We start from the raw sequence: 19,578 nt of genomic DNA on the forward strand, positions 1-19,578 counted from the left end.
CGTGTCCGACCTCAGCTTCTTCGGCCCCGCCCTCCTCGGCGCCCTGGCCTTCCTCATCAGACTGCCCGCCCTGCTCAGGAACCCTCGGGACCCGCTGCTCCGTGCCGTGGCGATGCTGCTCCTCACGGCCGCAGGGGTCTTCCTCTTCGGCTCCATCCCGATGATCGCCAAGGTCAACGAGATAACGGGTGTGCCGAACATCTCCGCCCCGCTCGTCTACAGCATTCTGACGGCTTTCAGCGGCTCCTGCATCGTCCTGATCATCAACTGGCGCGGAGGATCACCGGCTCGTATCCGCCAGGCGACCCGCTGGTGCATCGGCACGTACGGTCTGGTGATCGTCGCCCTGTTCGCACTCTTCGCCCTGGGCAGCGCTCCCGTGGAGCGGCTGCGCGATCTGGACACCTACTACGCCAACACCCCGTACATCCGGGAGATGATCGTCCTCTATCTGGTGGCTCACACCGCGTCGTCACTGGTCATGACATCCCTGTGCCGGCGCTGGTCCCAGGAGGTGGACGGTGAGCTTCGTGCCGGCCTGTACCTCATGGTCTTCGGCTACCTGGTCACGGTCGCCTACGACGTGTGCAAGTTCTCGGCCGTCGGGGCGCGCTGGGCGGGACACGACTGGGACTTCCTCAGTACCGACATCGCGCGCCCGCTGGCCTCCATCGCTTCCCCCTTCGTCGCGATCGGGTTCGGTCTGCCCCTCGTCGTACAGCGGCTGAAGGGGCCGTGGTGGGACTGGAAGAGGCACCGGGAGCTCGGACCGCTCTGGCGGCTCGTGCAGAACCTCGCACCGGACCACAAGAGCCCGCGCATCTCCTGGTTCGCGCCGCCCGGCGTCCGGGTACTGCAGCGGGAGTCGGACATCCACGACGGATTCCTCACGCTCAATCCCTATTTCGACCGTGTACTGCGGGACGCTGCTCTGGCTGACGCGCTGGCGGGCGGCGCCGCACCGGAGGATGCGGAGGCCTACGCCGACGCGGTCATGCTCACGGCTGCCAAGGAGGCCCTGCACGCCGACCCCGGGCATCAGGTGATCGCGTCGTCCGAGACCCTTCAAGAGGGCCCCGGAGGCAGCTCGCTCGACCTCGCCCGGATCTCGAAGGCACTCTGCCGCCACTCCCCCGTCGGTGCGGTCGTCCGCCCGACCGTGCCGGGATAGGGGCGGGCATGCGCGTCCCGTCCGGACCGTGCACGTCCGGCAGGTGTCTGCCGGACACGCGAACCGGCCCTCGCCCGCCCGTCTTTCGAGCCCCGTACCGCTGTGGGTGTTCCGAGCCGCAGGGGGTGGTTCCGCATGCCGGCTGAGTTCTATTTCGTACCCGTCGGCCTCGTGGTCCTCGTGTCCGTACTAAGACTCCCCGCACTCATCAGGGACTGGCGGGATCTGCTCCTGCGGTCTGTCACTCGCTGGTGCCTGGGCGGCTACGGGCTGGTCGTGATCGCGCTGTTCACCTTGTTCGCACTCGGTGACGCCTCTGTCGAACGGCTGCGCGACTTCGACACGTACTACGCGACGGCTCCGTTCCTGCGCGAGATGATCGTCCTGTACCTGCTGGCGCATGCCTTCGCCACGGTCGTACTCGCTTCCCTGTGCCGGCGCTGGTCCCACGACGTCACAGGCGTCCTGCGCGCGGGCCTGCTCCTGATCGTGACCGGCTCGCTGCTGAACCTCGGCTACGACGCGTGCAAGGCGATCGCCGTGGGCGCCCGGTGGGCGGGCCACGACCTGGACGGCCTCAGCACTGCGGTCGCACCGCCGCTCGCGGCCGTGTCCACGTTCTGTCAGGGCGTCGGCTTCGCCCTGCCGGCCGTCAGCCAGTCCGTGACACGTCAATGGCGGAGCTGGAGCGAGTACAAGAGGCTCTCACCGCTGTGGGCGTCGCTCCGCGGGGTGGCACCCCATCGGAGCGTGCGCATCCCCTGGTGGTCCTCACCCGGGAAGAGGCGCCTGCAGCGGACTTCCGACATCCTGGACGGCCTGGCCATGCTGCCCCTGGACTCGGAGATCGGCACCGAAGCGCGCGCCGGGGCCGTTGCCGCCGGGGCCACTGAACGCGGCGCCGCGGCGGCAGCCGCAGCGGCCATGGTCGTCTCAGCCCTCGAAGCTCGCCGCGCACCCGGTCACGGCGAAGATCCGGCGACCCGTCCGAGGACCGGTCTGACGGCCGATGCGGCGGCCGGTGCGGCAGCCGGTCCGGGCGCGGCAGGAGCGGTCGCCCATGATGGCCAGGGCCTCCTTCTCCTCTCCGATGCCCTGCGCGCTCGGATCCCGGAGACCGTTCCGGGACCACGCGCGGAGCGGTGTCTCTCCTCCTCCGCAACCGGCCAGGAGTGAGCTTCGAAGCCACGTTCCGTTCACCGGCGGAAGGGTGGATCCCCCGCCGGCCTCCGCAGCAGTCCTTGCTACCTCTTGACGACTAATTCCGCCCACAGCGGCCTGGTAGAGAGCAGTCACATGATCGACCGCAAGAGTGTTCCCCCGAGTGCGACCGCACGCCGGGCCATCGTGATGGGAGGAGGCCTCTCGGGGATGTTCGCCGCGGCAGCTCTGCGCGGCGCGGTGGACCAGGTCCTGGTCATCGAGAACGATGAGCTGCCCGACGGTCCCCTTCCACGGAAGGGGCTCCCGCAGGCAGGACACGTGCACCTGCTGTGGAGCGGTGGTGTCCACGCGGCTGAAGCGTTGATGCCCGGGATAACCGACTGCTGGCTGGCCGCCGGCGCACGGCGCATCCCGATCCCCACCGGCATGGTCGGACTCAGTGCGCAGGGTTGGTTCCGGCGCTGGCGCAAGGAGACCCACTTCCTGATCGCGTGCAGCCGCGATCTGCTCGACTCCGTGGTCCGCACCCGAGTGCTGGCCGATCACGGGGTGAAGGTCCTGCCGCGCACCCGTGCGGTGGGCCTGGTCGGCGACGCAGCACGCGTACGCGGCGTGCGCGTGCACGACACCGACGGCCGTGAGCAGGTCCTGGAGGCCGACTTCGTCGTCGATGCCTCGGGCAGGGGCTCCCGGGCCCCCCAGTTCCTCGGGGAACTCGGTGTGGCTGGCCCGGAGGAGCGCGCCCTCGACCTCGGCCTGGTGTACGCCAGCCGCCTCTTCCGTGCCCCGGAAGGGGCCGAGACGTTTCCCGTCGTCAATGTGCAGGCAGACCCCCGTGCATCACGGCCGGGACAGAGCGCCGCCATCCTGCCGATCGAAGGAAACCGGTGGCTGGTGACGGCGGCAGGGACGCGGGGCGGTGAACCCACGGACCGGTCCGAGGATTTCGTCGAGTTCACCCGCGGTCTGCGACACCCCATCGTCGGCGAGCTCATCTCGCACCTCGAGCCCCTCAGCGACGTGAAGATCAGCCGGAGTACCCGGAACCGACGGCGGTACTTCGAGAACGTCCGGCAGTGGCCCGAGGGGTTCGTCGTGCTCGGCGACGCCGTCGCGGGCTTCAACCCCATCTACGGCCATGGCATGTCGGTGGCGGCGCAAGGGGCCGTCGCGCTTCGGTCGATGGCCGCGGACCACGGCATCACGAGCAGCGGCCTGGCTCGCCGCGTCCAGCGAGCCATCGCCCGACCGGTGTCCGGGGCCTGGAATCTGGCCCTCGGACAGGACGTCTTCTACCCGGGTGTCGAGGGCGCGGCCCCGAACGCGGCCGACCGGCTGGTCGCCCGCTACGTGGATCATCTGCTGAGGACGTCCTGCGGATCCTTCACGATGACGAAGGAGTTCACCGACGTTTCCTCGCTGGAGAGGCCGGCCACTCATCTCCTCAGGCCCCGGGCCCTGCTGGCCGCCGCCCTGGGACCTCAGCATCCCCCGCTGGCCGGTCCCCCGCTGACGCAGCAGGAGCGCGACATCATCTCGGCCGGCAGCGCGAGGCACACCGCGAAGTGAGTCCGTTCCGGCGGCAGCCCCGCCGCCGGAACAGCAGGCCGATCAAGGCGCCGGGCCGCGTTCGCGGCGGAAGCCGGAAGCCGGAAGCCGGAAGCCGGCCGTCACCCGCCGTAATAAACCGGAGGAACTCAACCGACGGGGACGAATACCATCCAGCATGGATGCCATTGAGCCGCCCCCGTCGCCCGGGGCCCAGGAAAAACCTGCCCTCGAAGGTCTCGAAGCGAAGTGGTCCGACCACTGGGAGACCGCCAGAACCTACCGGTTCGACCGGACGAAGACCCGGGACCAGGTCTACTCGATCGACACCCCGCCACCGACCGTCAGCGGCTCCCTCCACGTCGGTCACGTCTTCTCGTACACCCACACCGACGTCATCGCCCGCTACCAGCGGATGCGCGGCCGGGAAGTCTTCTATCCCATGGGCTGGGACGACAACGGCCTCCCCACCGAACGCCGCGTCCAGAACCACTACGGCGTCCGCTGCGATCCGTCCCTGCCCTACGAACCGGCATTCACCCCGCCGGCCACCCCCGGCAAGCACCAGATCCCCGTCTCGCGCCGCAACTTCATCGAGCTGTGCGAGCAGCTCACCGTCGAAGACGAGAAGGTCTTCGAGGACCTTTGGCGGACGCTCGGCCTGTCCGTCGACTGGGGGATGACCTACCAGACGATCGGCGCCCGCTCCCGCGCCGCGTCCCAGCGCGCGTTCCTGCGCGACCTCGCCCGCGGCCGTGCGTACTCCGCGGAAGCGCCGACCCTGTGGGACACCACCTTCCGCACCGCCGTCGCGCAGGCCGAGCTCGAAGACCGTGAACGCCCCGCCGCATTCCACGACCTCGCGTTCACCCGTCCCGACGGCACGACCGTCACGATCTCCACGACCCGCCCGGAACTCCTGCCCGCGTGCGTCGCGCTGGTCGCCCACCCCGAGGACAGCCGGTACGAGGACCTGTTCGGCTCGACGGTCCGCACCCCCGTCTTCGGCGTCGAAGTCCCCGTCCGGCCGCACCACCTGGCCGACCCCGACAAGGGCACCGGCCTGGTCATGGTCTGCACGTTCGGCGACACCACCGACGTCACATGGTGGCGTGAGCTGCAGCTGGACACCCGGCCCGTCATGGGCTGGGACGGCCGCTTCCTCACCGACACCCCCGCCTGGCTCGACACCGACACCGCCCGTCAGGCGTACGCGCCGATCGCCGGCGCCACCACGCACGCCGCGCGCCGGCACGTCATCTCCCTGCTCCGCGAGGCCGGCGCGCTCCTCGGCGAGCCACGCCCCGTCACCCACAACGTCAAGTTCTACGAGAAGGGTGACCGGCCCCTCGAAATCATCACCACCCGCCAGTGGTACATCCGCAACGGCGGCCGCGACGAGGACCTCCGCGCCCGGCTCCTGGAGCGCGGCCGTGAACTCGCCTGGCATCCGGCCCGCATGGGCCGCCGCTACGAGGACTGGGTCGGCAACCTCAACGGGGACTGGCTCATCAGCCGGCAGCGGTTCTTCGGCGTCCCCCTGCCCCTGTGGTACAGGCTCGACGACGCCGGGAACCCCGACTACGACAAGCCGCTCACCCCCGACGAGGCGGCCCTGCCCGTCGACCCGAGCACCGACGTCCCTGCCGGCTACACCCCTGACCAGCGCGACTGGCCCGGAGGGTTCACCGCCGAGAGCGACATCATGGACACCTGGGCGACTTCCTCCCTCACCCCGCAGATCGCCGCCCGCTGGGAGGACGACCCGGACCTGTTCGCCCGTGTCTTCCCCATGGACCTGCGCCCCCAGGCCCACGAGATCATCCGCACCTGGCTGTTCTCCACCGTCACCCGCTCCCACGCCGAGCACGACAGCCTGCCCTGGTCGAACGCGCTGATCTCCGGATGGATCCTCGACCCGGACCGCAAGAAGATGTCCAAGTCGAAGGGGAACGTCGTCACCCCGGCCGGCCTCCTGCACGAACACGGAGCCGACGCCGTCCGCTACTGGGCGGCCCGCGGCCGCCCCGGCACCGACACCGCGTTCGACCCCAAGCAGATGAAGATCGGCCGCCGCCTGGCGATGAAGCTGCTCAACGCCAGCCGCTTCACCACCGGCTTCGGCCGACCCGCCACCGAGACGATCACCGAACCCGTCGACCGGGCCCTGATCCGCGAGCTCGCCCGCACCACCCGCGAGGCCACCCGGGCCCTGGACGCCTACGAGTACACCCAGGCCCTCGACGTCACCGAGAAGTTCTTCTGGGACTTCTGCGACAACTACCTCGAACTCGTCAAGGCCCGCGCCTACGGCAAGGACGGACTCGACCAGCAGGGCACCGACTCCGCCCGCACCGCTCTCGGCCTCACCCTCGCCACCCTGCTGCGCCTGTTCGCTCCGTACCTGCCGTTCGTCACCGAAGAGATCCACTCCTGGCAGCACACCGGGTCCCTGCACACCCAGCCCTGGCCGGACGCCGATGTCCTCGACCGGACGGCGGGCGAGGACGTCGCCGGCCTCCTCGCGGCCGCGGGCACGCTGCTCGCCGCGGTCCGCAAGGCAAAGACCGACCGTCAGGTCTCCATGCGCACCGACGTCCAGGCGGTCACTATCAGCGGGCCGGCGGCCACCACCGCGCTGATCCCGCACCTCGAGAACGACATGAGGGCCGCCGGCCGGATCCACGACCTCATCCACACCACCCACGCCGGCGAGGGCCTCACCATCACCGTCACCATCTGACCGCTGCACCTGCGACCGCCGTATCCGATGCCGTCGCCCCTCCCCGGGCGGGCAGGCCCGGAGGCTCGCCCGGGGAGGGGGCGGCCGCGTCGTGGCTACGTGGCTACTCAGACCGTCTTGAGTACGCCTGCTCATGATCAGAGCATCGGCCGATCCCTACCGTGGGCTTCATGCACGCGGACCCCGACCCCCACCGACACCCCCGCTGCGGAAAGCCCGTGACCTACGAGAACGACACCGGTGAAGGGCTCCGCCCAGGCGGGGAGTCGTTCGACGCCGGTGTGTCGGAATACGGCTCCGCACCACTGGTCGTCCGTGCGGGCCGGTCCCTCGACGACCACGCCTCCGGGTACAGCCTGACCTGGCTGAACCAGCAGGAGTCCGCCACCGCGCTCATGCCGGCGCTGGGATCGGGGAGGAAGCGCACCGTGCCGGTCCGCCTCAAGCCGAGCGGGGCGGGGATCCCCGTCACCGTTGAAGTCGACCCGCCGACCTCCGGCTTCCGGGAAACCGCGTACTTCCAGCTCACTCTGGGCTGACTGCCCGGCCGAAGGTACGGACCCGGCGAGGCCGACAGGTCTCGCACCGGCAGGCGAAAACCCTTCGCGCCCTCCCTGACACGGATGCCAGCCTGGCGGGCATGAGCAGCGACCCCGATGATCCGGACCTTCCGGTCGACCAGGCGCGGCGCTTCGCCGCCCGCTGCTTCCCCGACGCGCTGAGCGCAGTCCTCGCGGGCTCGGGCGCCGCGGGCCGTGCCACCGCCACCAGCGACCTGGACATTGCGGTCCTGATCGAGGACGGCGGTGAGACCCGCCGGGAGACCCTCCGCTTCGAGGGGCGACTGGTCGAGCTGTTCGTCCATACCCGGGCCGGCCTCGACGAGCTCTTCGCCGCCGATACGGCCTCCCGCCGCGGGGTCATGCAGCGCATGTACGCCGAGGGCCTGGTCCTGTTCGAACGGAACGGAGCGGCCGCCGCCCTCAAGCGTCGGGCCGAGGACGCGCTCCGCAAGGGCCCGGGTGCCCAGGATCCCGCCACTGTCGAAAGCAGACGTTATGCGCTCACCGACGCGCTGGACGACCTGGCCGACACCTCGGACGCCGTCGAGCGCCTCGCCGTGGCCGGCGTGGTCCTCGGCACTGCCGCCGACCTTCTCTTCGACCACCACCGGGCATGGGCGGGCGGCGGCAAGTGGCTTCCCCGCCGCCTCCTGCAGGCCGACCCGGAGCACGGCGGAGCGCTCCTCGACGGCTATCGCCGCCTGTGCGAGAGCGGCGAGCCGGAGGACCTGGCCGACGCCGCCGCGCAGATCCTCGTCCTCGTGGGCGGTCCCCTTCGCGAGGGCTACGCCCGCACCTGGCACAGTGCTGCCGAGCGGCAGCCCTCGGGGCGGCCCGGGCAGGCCGGCTAGGGCGTCGGGGCCGTCTCCTCCGGATCTTGTCGGCCGGGCGCGGCGTCCGGTGCCGCACGGCCACGTGCCGCTGTCGGGCCCGTTCCGTACGCTGGCTGCATGCGTACGCGCCCCACTCTGAGCTGGACCCCCACCGAGGACCTGCGGCCGGGCACCACCGATCCGGAGCCGGTCGCCGACGCGCTGAGGGCCGGCGGCGTGCTGGTGCTCAGCGGCGCGGGCCTTTCCACGGAGTCGGGCATCCCCGACTACCGCGGCGAGGGGGGAAGCCTGCGCCGGCACACCCCGATGACCTACCAGGAATTCACCACGAGCGTCCACGCCCGGCGCCGCTACTGGGCACGCAGCCACCTGGGCTGGCGCACCTTCGGCCGCGCCCGGCCGAACACCGGGCACCGGGCCGTGGCCGCCTTCGGCCGGCACGGCCTGCTCTCCGCGGTGATCACCCAGAACGTCGACGGCCTGCACCAGGCCGCCGGCAGCGAGGACGTGGTGGAACTCCATGGCAGCCTGAACCGGGTCGTCTGCCTCTCCTGCGGCGCCTTCAGCACGCGCCGGGAGCTCGCCCGGCGGCTGGAGGAGGCCAACGCGGGCTTCGAGCCCGTGGCTGCCCGGCTGAATCCGGACGGTGACGCCGACCTCACCGACGAACAGGCCGCGGGCTTCACCGTCATGCCCTGCTCGAAGTGCGGTGGCATCCTCAAACCGGACGTGGTGTTCTTCGGCGAGAACGTTCCCCCGCACCGGGTCGAGCGCTGCCGCGAGCTGGTCGATGCGGCGGCCTCACTCCTGGTCCTCGGTTCCTCGCTCACGGTGATGTCCGGTCTCAGGTTCGTCCGCCAGGCAGCCCAGGCGGGGAAACCCGTACTGATCGTCAACAGGGATCCGACCCGGGGCGACCGGCACGCCGCCACTCGCGTCGCGCTCCCCCTGGGGGCGACCCTTGCCGCCCTCGCCGACGGCCTGGACATCCCGTTCGACGGACGGACGGCGGACTGAACCACCGTCGAGCGCAACGAGGAGGGGCCCGGACTCGTCGAGTCCGGGCCCCTTCCCCATCGCGGGTCAGACGAACGGGCCGCCGAACGGGCCTGCGGGGCCGTAGTAGAAGGCCAGCTGCTCGCGGTAGCCCGCGTCGCCGAGGTGCTCGTCCCGGTGGAACTCCGGGGAACCCTTGATCTGTTCCCGGGTGCGCTCCACGTGGATCGTCCGCTGCTCCGGGTCGATCGAGATCACGGTGGCGGCCGGCAGGAGCACCTCCCTGCCGAAGATCCACACCCCTGTGTCGACGACCAGGTAGGCGTCACCGACCTCGTCGGAGTGCTTGTCGACCTTGCCGATGCTGCCGTCGACCGCCTCGACCTTGTAGCCGGTGAGGTCGGTACCGGCCAGGTGGCCCGACGTCGACTTGTAACTCCACGCATGTTCGGTCACGTGAGAACAACTCCTCCGGTTCGGGTGAAGGGATCGGCCAATCCCTTGAACGGCGTCTGCCCCGGCCCTCCCGTTGTGAACGTACGCCTTTCGCCGAACCCTCCGCTCATGATCCGGCCCCCGCGGGGAACACGGCCGTCACCGAAAGAAAGGGGCATGGACATGCTCGGCATCACCGCCGCAGTGCTGTTCTTCGTCGCGTTCCTGATCAACGCCGCCACCATCAGCACCAACGAAGTGTTCAGCTCCACCAACTTCATGCTGCTCGGCCTGGCCGCGCTGGCGCTCCACATCGCCGGCATCGGCCACGGATGGGCAGCCCGCGGACGGGGCCGGGGCCGGGGCCGGGGCCGTAGGAGCTGACCCCATGACACGGAGGGAGAACAGGAGCGGGGTCCCACGGAGCGGCGCGACGCTCGGGCGCGATCTGGTGCTCGCCGTGGGACTGGCAGGTACGGCCGTGGGCGGGCTGGCCGTCTTCGTGAAGGCCATCTCGGCGGCCGGGACACGGCTGCCGGTCCTGCCGGCGGCCGCGGGGGTGGTGCTGTTGATCGGCGTGGCGTTCGCCGGATGGAGCGCGTCACCTGTTCGGCGCCGCTCCACGGCTCCGCCGCCCGACCCCGGCGCGTGCTCCGCGACGGGCGTGCGCCCCGCGACGGATCTGCCGGATGTCGGAGCCGACGCGCTGGACCATGCCGCGGTCGATGCCGACGGCTTCGAGCACACCATCGCCGCTCTCTGCGTACGCGACGGCTGCACTCCGGTGGAAGTGGTGGGCGGCGCGGGTGATCTGGGCGCCGACGTGATCGCCACGACCCCGGACGGGCTGCGCGTCGTCGTGCAGTGCAAGCACTATGCCGAGGACAACCGGGTCGGCTCGCAGGACCTGCAGCGTTTCGGCGGGACCTGCTTCGCCGTCCACGAAGCCGATGTCGCGGTCATCGTCACCACCGGTCGGTTCACGGCGCCCGCCCTTGAGTACGCCGCCACGTGCGGGATCGTCTGTGTCGACGGCGAGGCCCTGGCGGCGTGGACCGAGCCGGGCGTACGGCCGCCGCCGTGGGCCTCGGACGCGGTCCGCTCGGACCTCACCGCGGCGCCGGGCGGTCGGGCGCCGCAATGAGGTCCGAGCGGGGCGCCGCATCGGCACGGACCGCGGAGGCTCGCGGCCACGGGTCGGCCCTTCGTCTCCGACTCCGGGTGTCCCGGGGCGGACATGGGCGATCATGAACAGCATGGAGACGCGATTCCTTGGCATCAGCGAGCTGTCCGCAGTCCCGTCCGTGGCGGTCGTGGTCGACGTCATGCGCGCTTTCACCGTGGCCGCCTGGGCCTTTGCCCAAGGGGCGGAGAAGATAGTTCTCGCCGAGTCGCTGGACGAGGCCCTGGCACTGAAAGCCCGCCACCCGGACTGGGTGGCGCTCAAGGACGGCCCGCCCGCTCCCGGGTTCGACCTGGTCAACTCGCCGGGCCGGCTGCGGTCGGTCGACCTCGGCGGACGGACCGTCGTGCAGAAGACCACGGCAGGAACGGTCGGCGCCCTTGCGGTCAAGGAGGCATCGCTGGTGCTGTGCGCCGGCTTCGTGGTGGCGGAGGCGACGGCCCGGATCCTGCGGGCGCGCAACAGTGACGCGGTCACCTTCGTCGTAACCGGCGAGGACGGGCGGGCCGATGAAGATCTGGCGTGCGCCCAGTACATCGCCCGCAGGGCCACCGAGGCGGAGACGGACGCTGCGGAGTTCCTCGGCCGCGCCGCACGGTCGCGCGCCGCAGTCGAGCTGACGGAGCGTGTGCGTCGAGGAGTCCATCCCGACGACGTCGCGCTCTGCCTCGAGATCGACCGTTTCCCCTTCGCCATGGTGGCGACCTCGGAGGGCCCGCTCATGGTCCTCCGTCCGTGGGGCGAATCGGACTGAGCGGCAGCACCGGGTCGGCGTCGGCCCGTGGGTGACGTCAGTTCCCGTCCGCGCGGCGGGCCATCAGCAGTTCGAGCCCGTCCAGGATGCGGCCCAGCCCGAACTCCAGGGCCTGGTCCCGCCCGCCGTGTGCCGCCGCCGAGGCCAGCGCGGCTCCGAGTGCGGGGAACCGTTCCCCGTGCTCACGCATCACCTCGCCCAGCATCGCCGCGAGCCGGGCATCCGGTCCCTCCCCCGCGGCCCCGGACCCGGGTCCCGCTCCGGCTGCTCGCTCCTGCTCCGCGATACCGCGTACGTGCCCGGCGAGCAGCACCACCGCGTCCATCGCCTCGGCCCCGGTCAGCCCGCACCCGTCGAGCGCGGCGAGCGCCCGCTCCATCCATTCGAGCTCCCGGGGGCCCATGACCCGTACGCCGACGGTCGCTTCCAGCAACCACGGATGGAGCCGAAGGCCCTCCAGCAGCCCCCGCGCCCACTCCTCGAGCCGCTCCCGCCACGGGCCGGCCGTCGACTGCGCCGCCACGGGCATGGCGCCCTCCACCATCAGCGCGACGAGTTCGGCCTTGCCCGGCACGTACCGGTACAGGGCCATCTTCGTGACGGCCAGCTCCGCGGCCACCCGTTGCATCGACGCGGCGCCGAGGCCCTCCGCGTCTGCGATCCCGATACCGGCCCGGGCGATCCCCTCCAGCGTGAGCCCGCGCTTCGGTCCGCGCGCGGGTCCGGTCGGCGGCGGCCCCCACAGCAGGCGTACGGCCGGGCCCCACTCTTCGCTCGTCATCGCATTCACCTTGCGCTCGCACCAAAACTGCGTCTACCGTACACGGATTGAATTAGCGTCCACCGGACGCAGTTAATTTCCCGGGCCAGGAGTCCTCCATGACCGCACAGTTCGCACCGACCGGTGCTCCGCACCCCGCGGCCCGCACCGTCCTGATCTCGGGCGCCGGTGTCGCGGGCCCCGCCCTCGCCCACCGGCTCGCCCGCCACGGCCTGCGCCCCACCGTCGTCGAGCTCGCCACCGCCCTGCGCCCGGGCGGCCAGGCCGTCGACTTCCGCGGCGGGGCACAGTTCCACGTCCTGCGGAGGATGGGAGTCCTGGGCGCGCTCCACCGTGTCCGGACCGGCGGCAGCCCGATGACCTTCGTCGACGCCCACGGCCGCCGACTCCTGCACCTGCCGGCCGAGTTCGCCGGCGGCGACCTCGAAGTCCTGCGCGGCGACCTCTCCCGGATCCTCTACGAGGCCTCGCTCGCCGCGGGCGCCGAGTACGTCTTCGGGGACTCCCTCACCTCCCTCACCGAGACGGCCACCGGCGTCGACGTCAGCTTCCGCCACGCCCGGCCCCGCACCTTCGATCTCGTCATCGGCGCCGACGGACTCCACTCGAACGTCCGGCGCCTCGCCTTCGGCCCGGACACCGACCACGTCACCCACCTCGGCCACTACGCCGCCACCTGGAGCCTGCCCGACCACTTGGGCCTGGATCTGCGTCCCGGCACCGGCTCCATCGGCCACAACGCCCCCGGGCGCCTCGCCAGCCTCGCCGCGGACCGCTCCGAGCCCGCCCGGGCCCGCGCCTTCCTGGTCTTCGCCTCCCCCGAGCTCGCGTACGACCGCCAGGACCCCGAGGCCCACAAACAGCTCCTGCGCCGGGTGTTCGCGGGTCTGCCCTGGAAGGTGGACCGGCTCCTCGCGTCCCTCGACACCGCCGACGACCTCTACTTCGACTCGATCAGCCGCGCCGACGTCCCCGCCTGGTCGGCCGGCCGGATCGCCCTCCTCGGTGACGCCGCCTGCGGTGCGACCATCGGCGGGATGGGTACCGGCACCGCGATCCTGGGCGCGTACGTCCTGGCCGGCGAGCTCTCCCGCTCGCCCGGGGACCACCGGGCCGCCTTCGCCCGTTACGAATCCATGCTGCGCGGCTAGGTCGTCTCTTTCGGATCTTGTCGGCCGAGCCCGCGGCGTCCGGTGCCGTGCACGGCAAGGCGGAGGGGCGCCCGTGTACTGGACGTACTCGGGTGTCCCGACAACGCGGCCGGGTGCGGTGCCGGGCGTCGCGGGCCCGGCAAGATCCGAAAGAGACGGCCTACGCCCGGGACCGCCAGAAGGGCGGGGCCCGCACCGGCCGCTTCCTCGCCCCCTCGTCGAGGCTGGGCCTGCGTCTGCGCAACACCGCGCTCAGCAGGCCCCGCATCCTCGCCAGGATGCTCGAGGCGGCGAAGGACGCCACCGCACTCGCACTCCCGGACTACCCGGACCACCCGGTCAACTCGCCCTCACCGCAAGCCTCTTGACGTTCGAGCGCGCTCGTCGCCCGAAAAGAATCACGCAAAGGACCACACAACTCCCCGAACCGCGCGGCGCCTTCGCAGAAAAGTACCTGCCAACTGGTTTCCTTTCGCATCGCCCGACTAGATTGACGGGACACCGCGGCGAACACCGCTCGGGCAGTGACCAAGGGGACGAGCAGAACGTGGCGAGGGCCAGACAGGGGCGGGCCGAGATCACCCGCCAAGCCATACTCGACGGCGCGGCGGCCGCCTTCGATCTCGGCGGGTTCGAGGGCACCAGCCTGAGCGACGTCGTCAAGCACGCCGGAGTCACCAAGGGCGCCCTCTACTTCCACTTCCCGTCCAAGGAAGCCCTCGCCCGTACGCTGATGGACGAGCAGTTCCAGGTCGCGGAACACCTCCCCGCCGTCGAGGACCCGGGCCTGCAGACCGTCATCGACCTCACCCACCGGATGGCCCACGGCCTGCGCACCGACGTCCGCATCCGGGCCGGCATCCGCCTGGTCATCGAGTTCGGCTCCTTCACCCACCCCGACCCGACCCCCTACGACGCCTGGATCGACACCTGCCGCAGCTGCCTGACCCCCGCTCAGCAGCGCGGCGACATACACCCGTCGCTCGACGTCCGGGCCCTCTCGACCCTGCTCGTCGGAGCCTTCACCGGCATCCAGGTCACCTCGCACGTCCGCACCCGCCGCGAAGACCTCCACACGCGGGTCACCGACCTGTGGAACTTCCTCCTCCCCACGATCGTCCCCCCGCAGCGCATCACCCGCTTCCACCCCACGGGCACGCCCGAGACGGCCCCGCCCGCCCCCATCCGCTGACGCAGGACGGCCCCGCACACGCCGTGGCGAACCACGGGGGTGCTCGCCACGGCGTGCCCGAGACCGCCCTGCCCCGACCGTACGAACCGAACCGGCCCTACGGCCGCGGGCTCTCCAGGACGTACGCCTGCTTGGACGCACAGGTCCAGATCACCGGCACCACCCTGTTCTGCGCGTCCAGCGCGGCTCCGCCGACCCGGTCGTCGTCCGTGACGGCGAAGGCGGCGGTGAACAGGGACGGGCCCAGCCCGGGCAGGACGCGCATCGGCCCCTTGCCGGTCCAGTACTGCGCCCGGGCCGGCGGGCTGTCCTGCGGGCGCGGCGACCCGTACCTGAACTCGGCCAGGCCGACCGCGACGCCGGTGTTCGGGCTGATCGCGTCGAACGTTCCGCCGATCGCGCCGGGCGCCCAGGGTGCGTACACCGCGGGGCCGTCGGGTCGCTTCCACACCACGGCGAACTCTGCACTGTCGGGCCCCGTGCCCCGCCGCGCGTAGCCGACGATCCGGCCCGAGTCGTCGATCGCCCGGGTGACGTGGTGGTCCCCCGTGTCGTCGAAGGGCGCCATCACCAGGGGTGTCGAGTCCGGGTACGCGGGCCAGTAGAGCCCCGGGGAAGCGAGGAACTGGGCGCCGGGGCGCCGTTCCAGCTCCGTTCCGTTGCCCGACACCTGCCCGGCGTTGTTGAGGCCCGACGTCTCGTAGAGCTTGTATCCGGCGGGCGAGGGCAGTTCGCGGCGCACCCTGCCGTGCGACCATTCCACGCCGATGGTCCGGTTCTGGGCGGCGTCCCAGTGACTGCCGACGATGACGCCCCGGTCGTTGACCCCGCTCGCCCCGCCCCCGCCGGGCAGTACGGTGATGGCGGGATCGCCGTGCCGGTAGCTGAACGCCAGGCTGCCCTCCCCGGTGGTCACCTGCCCGACCATGAGGCCGGACCGGTTGACGTCCTCGAGCCGGCCCGTGCCGGAGCCGGCGGGGACCGGCACCGCGTACACCTGTTCCCCGATCCAGTACGCCGGTTTCATGCCGGACATACCGACCGCCAGACGCGAGTTACCCGGCGCGATGGCCGAGACCTGGGTGTGGCGCACCCAGGGGCTCGGATGCGGATCGTCGGTGGTGGGCAGTTTCTGAAGGACCTGGACGGACGGCTTGCAGGGTGCGGCGGTTCCCCCCGCGGCCGCTTGCGCGGGAGCCGTCAGGCCGAGGGCGGCGAGAACACCGCCCGCCACGGCGAAGCCCCTGCGCCCCGTACGCCCTGTCCCCCTCTTGTTCCTGGTGCGTCGCGTTCTCGTTGTCATGAATCCCCCCGGATCACGTCACGTGGAAGCCGACTCGCAGGGAGACATCCTTGCCCTGCCGGACCGGGAGGAAAAGCAACGATCCGGACAAGCGACGCGTCACTTCCGGACCTGCCCACACATCCGGAGGCACCGGGTCGGGCTCAGGCGTCGGCCGGGGCGAGGGAGTCGACGTCCTCCATGAAGCTCAGCATCCGCGCGTTGACCAGGTCGGGGTGGTCGATCTGCGGGCCGTGGCCGGTCGCGGCGACGATCTCCGCGCGGGCGCCGGGTATCAGGCGCGGCACGCGCTCCAGCTGCCGCTTCGGGTGCACGAGCAGGCTGCGCTTGCCGAGGACGAGGTAGAGCGGGGTGCGGATGGAGCGCAGCGCGTCCTCGGCCAGCGGCAGGGGTGCGGGGCGCCGGATCCGGAAGGCACGGGCGCCCACTTGGACCCACTTGCGCAGCTCGGGCACGACGATGACCGGCTGCTCCAGCCAGGCGGCGAGGCGCGGACGCAGCGCCTTGGGCGCGAAGCTGGCGAACAGGCTGACGAAGACCCAGGCGAAGAAGCGCAGGCCCACCTTCTCCAGGCCGCCCGGGTCGAGCAGCGTGACGGAGGCGAGCCTGCCGGGTCGGCGGTGCGCCTGGTTGAGCACGAGCCAGCCGCCGTAGGAGGAGCCGACGAGGTGCACCCGGTCGAGGCCCAGCCCCTCCAGCGCCTCGTCGAGCCACTGGGCCGCGCGCTCGGGCTGCCACATGGGTTCGCGGTGGACGCTGCGGCCGGCGTCGCCGGGGGTGTCGAGCGCGTAGACGGGGCGTTCGGCGCTGAGTGCGGGGGTGTTGGGGTACCACATGGCCGAGCAGTAGCCCGCGCCGTGGATCAGGACGACCGGAGTGCGGGACTCGGCGGCCGGGTCGTCGGGTCCGTAGCGGTAGACGTGCGTGGTGCCGAAGCCGGTCTCGACGTCCGTCTCGTGACGGGCGGGTGCGCCCATGGCGTAGAGCGCGTCGCTCGCGGCGAAGTACCGGTCGCGCAGCTCGTCGTTCACGTAGCGGCCGACGTCGCGGCGCGGACGGGTTCGGGTGGCGTTCTCGGGCACGGGGCACCTCCGGCTCTTCGAAGATCGATTCTTCGTAATACGAACGTACCATAAAGATGGTACAGCGGTACCATGAAGGAGTCCGGGCGGTCCGGACCGCGAAACCGGGCGCACCACCGACGGGCGGAGACACCACACATGCCGAAGCGCGTGGACCACGAGGAACGGCGGGCCCAGATCGCCGAGGCGCTCATCCAGGTGGCCGGGCGGCGCGGGCTGCACGCCGTGGGCATGCGCGACGTCGCGGCGGAGGCGGGGGTGTCGCTGCGACTCGTGCAGTACTACTTCGAGACCAAGGAGAAGCTGCTCTTCTACGGACTCCAGCACCTCACGGACCGCTTCACCGCACGCGTGGGCGAGCGCCTGCGCGCCGCCGGCCCGAACCCGGGCCCGCGCGCGACCGTCGAGGCCCTGCTCCTGGCCTCCCTCCCCACCGACGAGGAGGGTCGCACCTTCCACCTCCTCTACAGCTCGTACTCGATCCTGTCCGTGACGGACGAGGCCCTCGCCGCCCAGCCGTTCATCGACAACCCCGACGCCGCGGAGAACGCCGTCACCGGCCTGCTCCGGCAGGCACAGGAGAGCGGCCTGGCCGATCCGGGCGCCGACGCGCGCACGGAGGCGATCAGCCTGCTCGCCATGACGGCGACCATGGGCACGAGCATCCTGGTGGGCCAGCGGACGCCCGAATCGGCCGTCGCGGTACTCCACCACCACCTCGACCGGATCTTCACCACCGCCTGACCTCCACCCCGCCGCCGCCCCGGCGAGTTCCCGGACTGTTCACCCCCGCGTGACCCGCACCTTCCCGGACCTGCCGGGCACGGCCGGTCGAATGGTGACCAGAGAGGTCTGGACCATTGAAGTCACGCCAATCCGTGGCGCATTGACTCCGGTGCCACACGCTCGCAATAACTGGTCTATACCTTTGGCATTAGGATGGGCCACCTGAAACGGGTACATGCACAGCCGTGGGGGGCTTTATGACCTTTCATCATCTTCCGCAACCACCATCCGACGAAGAACTCTTCTGGTACTTCGGTCCGCAGCGCCGCTGGGTCCTCGTCAGCACCTCGCTCGCCTTCGTGTTCACGGCGGCGACCATGTTCACCTTCGCCCTGCGGACTCCGGCCCTGTGGGCGTTCCTCGCCGTCCTCGGGCTCAACCTCGTCGCCCTCGTCCTGTCCTCCGTGAACAGCCTGCGCCAGCGCCGGCTCACCCGGCAGTCGCACGAGGTGCTCGTCCACGCCTGGCGGCCCGCGACCCTTCCGGACGTCGACCTGTACCTGCCCACCTGCGGCGAACCGCTCGACGTCCTGGGCAACGCCTACCGCGCGGTCGCCGAAGTCGACTGGCCCGGCGCGCTGACCGTCTGGGTCCTGGACGACGCCGACCGGCCGGAGGTCGCCGCGCTGGCCGCCTCGTACGGCTACGAGTACGTCGTACGGCCCGACCGGGGGCACCTGAAGAAGGCCGGCAACCTCAACCACGCGCTCACCCTGAGCAGCGCCGGGTTCATCGCGATCCTGGACGCGGACTTCGCCCCGCGGCCCGACTTCCTGCGCCACCTCGTGCCCTACCTGGCCGACCCGGCCGTCGGCATCGTGCAGAGCCCGCAGTGCTTCGACACCGACGAGTCCATGGGGTGGATCCAGCGGGCCGCCGGCTCCGCGCAGGAATGGTTCTTCCGCTGGATCCAGCCGTCCCGGGACGCGAGCGACGCCGCCATCTGCTGCGGCAGCAACGCCGTGTACCGGCGCAGCGCGATCGACCTGGCCGGCGGCTTCGCCCGGCTCGACCACAGCGAGGACCTGTACACCGGACTCGCCCTGCATGAGCAGGGGTTCCGCACCCTGTACGTGCCGGTGCTGGTCGCCAAGGGCACCTCGCCCGACCGGGTCACCTCCTTCGTCAACCAGCAGTACCGGTGGGCGATGGGCAACCTCCACCTCCTCGGCACGCCCGTGCTGCGCCGGATGGGCGCGCCCTGGCGGATGCGGCTGTGCTTCTACGAGGGCATCGTCGGCTATCTGACCACCGCGGTGAACACCTTCGCGGCGCCGCTGCCGCCACTGGTGATGATGTTCTGGTTCCCGGACCACATCCGGCCCTGGCACGTCCTGCCCCTGCTCGCCCCGCTGTGGCTGTGGCACGTGCTCCTGCCGCGGATCAGCCGCACCCGCTGGCGGGTGGAGGTCATCCGGGCGAACGTCCTGACCAGCGTGGCCGCCGCGACCGCGTTCGTGCACACGCTGCGCGGGCGCAGCGCCGCCTGGGTGCCCACCGGTACGCGCAGTGCGGGCGCTCCGGGCGGGATGGCCCGCCGGGTGGTCGCCGTCTCGCTGGGCTGGCTCGTCCTCTCCAACGGGGCCGCCGCCACCGGTCTCGCTCTGGCCGTGGCCCGGAACGGCTGGGAGCCGAACTGGGGGCTGCTCCTCTACCTCCTGGTGCAGTGCCAGATCAACGTCCCGCTGATCCGGGACCTGGTGGCCGAGCTGTACCCGGCCGCGGGGCCGGTGCGCGCCCGGGTACGGGCCGCGCTGCGCTCGCGCGGCGGCGTGCTGCCGCGCCGCTGGCCCGAGACCGTAGCCGCCTCCGCGGTCCTCCTGCTGACCGGCCTGCTGGCATCGGGGTGGGTCGACCCGATGCTTCCCTGGCTGAGTTGAAAGGCACCATCCG

General features: G+C 71.3%; 19 protein-coding genes. 15 read left to right on the forward strand and 4 right to left on the reverse strand.

From position 1 onward, the window contains the following. The first annotated feature begins 1 nt into the window (after window position 1). The 7 genes from ACXNSR_RS01805 to ACXNSR_RS01835 all read left to right on the forward strand — a co-directional run bounded on the left by ACXNSR_RS01805 (window position 2) and on the right by ACXNSR_RS01835 (window position 9,039). The gene (locus tag ACXNSR_RS01805; protein WP_458643532.1) at window positions 2-1,171 is read left to right on the forward strand and encodes an MAB_1171c family putative transporter; all 1,170 of its coding nucleotides are present in this window, start codon (window positions 2-4) and stop codon (window positions 1,169-1,171) included. Between the two features lie 135 nt (window positions 1,172-1,306). After that, window positions 1,307-2,347, forward strand: a complete 1,041-nt coding sequence (locus ACXNSR_RS01810; RefSeq protein ID WP_458640357.1) for a DUF6545 domain-containing protein — start codon at window positions 1,307-1,309, stop codon at window positions 2,345-2,347. 120 nt (window positions 2,348-2,467) lie between these two features. Beyond that, window positions 2,468-3,904, forward strand: coding sequence for an FAD-dependent oxidoreductase (locus ACXNSR_RS01815; RefSeq protein ID WP_458640358.1), 1,437 nt, complete (start codon window positions 2,468-2,470; stop codon window positions 3,902-3,904). A 157-nt stretch (window positions 3,905-4,061) separates the two neighbouring features. Continuing rightward, window positions 4,062-6,626 (forward strand): valine--tRNA ligase, encoded by a 2,565-nt coding sequence (valS, locus tag ACXNSR_RS01820; protein ID WP_458640359.1) that lies wholly within the window; start codon window positions 4,062-4,064, stop codon window positions 6,624-6,626. Between the two features lie 170 nt (window positions 6,627-6,796). Beyond that, window positions 6,797-7,165 (forward strand): hypothetical protein, encoded by a 369-nt coding sequence (locus tag ACXNSR_RS01825; RefSeq protein WP_458640360.1) that lies wholly within the window; start codon window positions 6,797-6,799, stop codon window positions 7,163-7,165. A 101-nt stretch (window positions 7,166-7,266) separates the two neighbouring features. Further along, window positions 7,267-8,040, forward strand: a complete 774-nt coding sequence (locus ACXNSR_RS01830) for a nucleotidyltransferase domain-containing protein (RefSeq protein WP_458640361.1) — start codon at window positions 7,267-7,269, stop codon at window positions 8,038-8,040. Window positions 8,041-8,139: 99 nt separating this feature from the next. After that, window positions 8,140-9,039, forward strand: coding sequence for an NAD-dependent protein deacetylase (locus tag ACXNSR_RS01835; protein WP_458640362.1), 900 nt, complete (start codon window positions 8,140-8,142; stop codon window positions 9,037-9,039). 66 nt (window positions 9,040-9,105) lie between these two features. Here ACXNSR_RS01835 and ACXNSR_RS01840 read toward each other — a convergent pair whose 3' ends face one another. Further along, a complete protein-coding gene (locus ACXNSR_RS01840; RefSeq protein WP_458640363.1) occupies window positions 9,106-9,474 on the reverse strand; it encodes a PRC-barrel domain containing protein in 369 nt (122 codons plus the stop codon). A 162-nt stretch (window positions 9,475-9,636) separates the two neighbouring features. Here ACXNSR_RS01840 and ACXNSR_RS01845 point away from each other — a divergent pair, with 162 nt between their 5' ends. The 3 genes from ACXNSR_RS01845 (at window position 9,637) to ACXNSR_RS01855 (ending at window position 11,390) form a co-directional block, all read left to right on the forward strand. After that, on the forward strand, window positions 9,637-9,837 hold the full coding sequence (locus tag ACXNSR_RS01845; protein ID WP_458643533.1) for a hypothetical protein: 201 nt from the start codon (window positions 9,637-9,639) through the stop codon (window positions 9,835-9,837). A 4-nt stretch (window positions 9,838-9,841) separates the two neighbouring features. After that, entirely contained in the window at window positions 9,842-10,597 is a 756-nt protein-coding gene (locus ACXNSR_RS01850; protein ID WP_458640364.1) for a restriction endonuclease, read from the forward strand. 112 nt (window positions 10,598-10,709) lie between these two features. After that, complete coding sequence (locus ACXNSR_RS01855) at window positions 10,710-11,390, forward strand: 2-phosphosulfolactate phosphatase (protein WP_458640365.1); 681 nt, start codon at window positions 10,710-10,712, stop codon at window positions 11,388-11,390. A 37-nt stretch (window positions 11,391-11,427) separates the two neighbouring features. Here ACXNSR_RS01855 and ACXNSR_RS01860 read toward each other — a convergent pair whose 3' ends face one another. Then, entirely contained in the window at window positions 11,428-12,171 is a 744-nt protein-coding gene (locus ACXNSR_RS01860; RefSeq protein WP_458640366.1) for a TetR/AcrR family transcriptional regulator, read from the reverse strand. Window positions 12,172-12,269: 98 nt separating this feature from the next. Here ACXNSR_RS01860 and ACXNSR_RS01865 point away from each other — a divergent pair, with 98 nt between their 5' ends. The 3 genes from ACXNSR_RS01865 to ACXNSR_RS01875 all read left to right on the forward strand — a co-directional run bounded on the left by ACXNSR_RS01865 (window position 12,270) and on the right by ACXNSR_RS01875 (window position 14,514). Beyond that, window positions 12,270-13,322 carry an FAD-dependent monooxygenase gene (locus ACXNSR_RS01865; RefSeq protein WP_458640367.1) on the forward strand — a complete coding sequence of 351 codons (1,053 nt, stop codon included), beginning with the start codon at window positions 12,270-12,272 and terminating at the stop codon, window positions 13,320-13,322. A gap of 92 nt (window positions 13,323-13,414) precedes the next feature. Then, the gene (locus ACXNSR_RS01870) at window positions 13,415-13,690 is read left to right on the forward strand and encodes a hypothetical protein (protein ID WP_458640368.1); all 276 of its coding nucleotides are present in this window, start codon (window positions 13,415-13,417) and stop codon (window positions 13,688-13,690) included. A gap of 179 nt (window positions 13,691-13,869) precedes the next feature. Then, the gene (locus ACXNSR_RS01875; RefSeq protein ID WP_458640369.1) at window positions 13,870-14,514 is read left to right on the forward strand and encodes a ScbR family autoregulator-binding transcription factor; all 645 of its coding nucleotides are present in this window, start codon (window positions 13,870-13,872) and stop codon (window positions 14,512-14,514) included. A gap of 97 nt (window positions 14,515-14,611) precedes the next feature. Here ACXNSR_RS01875 and ACXNSR_RS01880 read toward each other — a convergent pair whose 3' ends face one another. Together ACXNSR_RS01880 and ACXNSR_RS01885 are read right to left on the reverse strand one after the other, a co-directional pair. Then, a complete protein-coding gene (locus ACXNSR_RS01880; RefSeq protein ID WP_458640370.1) occupies window positions 14,612-15,748 on the reverse strand; it encodes a hypothetical protein in 1,137 nt (378 codons plus the stop codon). A 212-nt stretch (window positions 15,749-15,960) separates the two neighbouring features. Continuing rightward, window positions 15,961-16,899 carry an alpha/beta fold hydrolase gene (locus ACXNSR_RS01885; RefSeq protein ID WP_458640371.1) on the reverse strand — a complete coding sequence of 313 codons (939 nt, stop codon included), beginning with the start codon at window positions 16,897-16,899 and terminating at the stop codon, window positions 15,961-15,963. A gap of 138 nt (window positions 16,900-17,037) precedes the next feature. On the opposite strand from ACXNSR_RS01885, the gene ACXNSR_RS01890 reads away from it, so the two are divergent. Then, window positions 17,038-17,643 (forward strand): TetR/AcrR family transcriptional regulator, encoded by a 606-nt coding sequence (locus ACXNSR_RS01890; protein ID WP_458640372.1) that lies wholly within the window; start codon window positions 17,038-17,040, stop codon window positions 17,641-17,643. A gap of 239 nt (window positions 17,644-17,882) precedes the next feature. Continuing rightward, window positions 17,883-19,565 (forward strand): glycosyltransferase family 2 protein, encoded by a 1,683-nt coding sequence (locus ACXNSR_RS01895; RefSeq protein WP_458640373.1) that lies wholly within the window; start codon window positions 17,883-17,885, stop codon window positions 19,563-19,565. The last annotated feature ends 13 nt before the right edge of the window (window positions 19,566-19,578 follow it).

It is taken from the genome of Streptomyces sp. NC-S4, from assembly GCF_054353315.1.

What these genes read in the sequence shown, in the direction of transcription:
- ACXNSR_RS01855 (WP_458640365.1), top strand. Translation starts at nt 10,710, where the DNA reads ATGGAGACGCGATTCCTTGGCATCAGCGAGCTGTCCGCAGTCCCGTCC.
- ACXNSR_RS01865 (WP_458640367.1), top strand. Translation starts at nt 12,270, where the DNA reads ATGACCGCACAGTTCGCACCGACCGGTGCTCCGCACCCCGCGGCCCGC.
- ACXNSR_RS01860 (WP_458640366.1), bottom strand. Translation starts at nt 12,171, where the DNA reads ATGACGAGCGAAGAGTGGGGCCCGGCCGTACGCCTGCTGTGGGGGCCG.
- ACXNSR_RS01835 (WP_458640362.1), top strand. Translation starts at nt 8,140, where the DNA reads ATGCGTACGCGCCCCACTCTGAGCTGGACCCCCACCGAGGACCTGCGG.
- ACXNSR_RS01815 (WP_458640358.1), top strand. Translation starts at nt 2,468, where the DNA reads ATGATCGACCGCAAGAGTGTTCCCCCGAGTGCGACCGCACGCCGGGCC.
- ACXNSR_RS01825 (WP_458640360.1), top strand. Translation starts at nt 6,797, where the DNA reads ATGCACGCGGACCCCGACCCCCACCGACACCCCCGCTGCGGAAAGCCC.
- valS (WP_458640359.1), top strand. Translation starts at nt 4,062, where the DNA reads ATGGATGCCATTGAGCCGCCCCCGTCGCCCGGGGCCCAGGAAAAACCT.
- ACXNSR_RS01830 (WP_458640361.1), top strand. Translation starts at nt 7,267, where the DNA reads ATGAGCAGCGACCCCGATGATCCGGACCTTCCGGTCGACCAGGCGCGG.
- ACXNSR_RS01810 (WP_458640357.1), top strand. Translation starts at nt 1,307, where the DNA reads ATGCCGGCTGAGTTCTATTTCGTACCCGTCGGCCTCGTGGTCCTCGTG.
- ACXNSR_RS01850 (WP_458640364.1), top strand. Translation starts at nt 9,842, where the DNA reads ATGACACGGAGGGAGAACAGGAGCGGGGTCCCACGGAGCGGCGCGACG.
- ACXNSR_RS01890 (WP_458640372.1), top strand. Translation starts at nt 17,038, where the DNA reads ATGCCGAAGCGCGTGGACCACGAGGAACGGCGGGCCCAGATCGCCGAG.
- ACXNSR_RS01895 (WP_458640373.1), top strand. Translation starts at nt 17,883, where the DNA reads ATGACCTTTCATCATCTTCCGCAACCACCATCCGACGAAGAACTCTTC.
- ACXNSR_RS01845 (WP_458643533.1), top strand. Translation starts at nt 9,637, where the DNA reads ATGCTCGGCATCACCGCCGCAGTGCTGTTCTTCGTCGCGTTCCTGATC.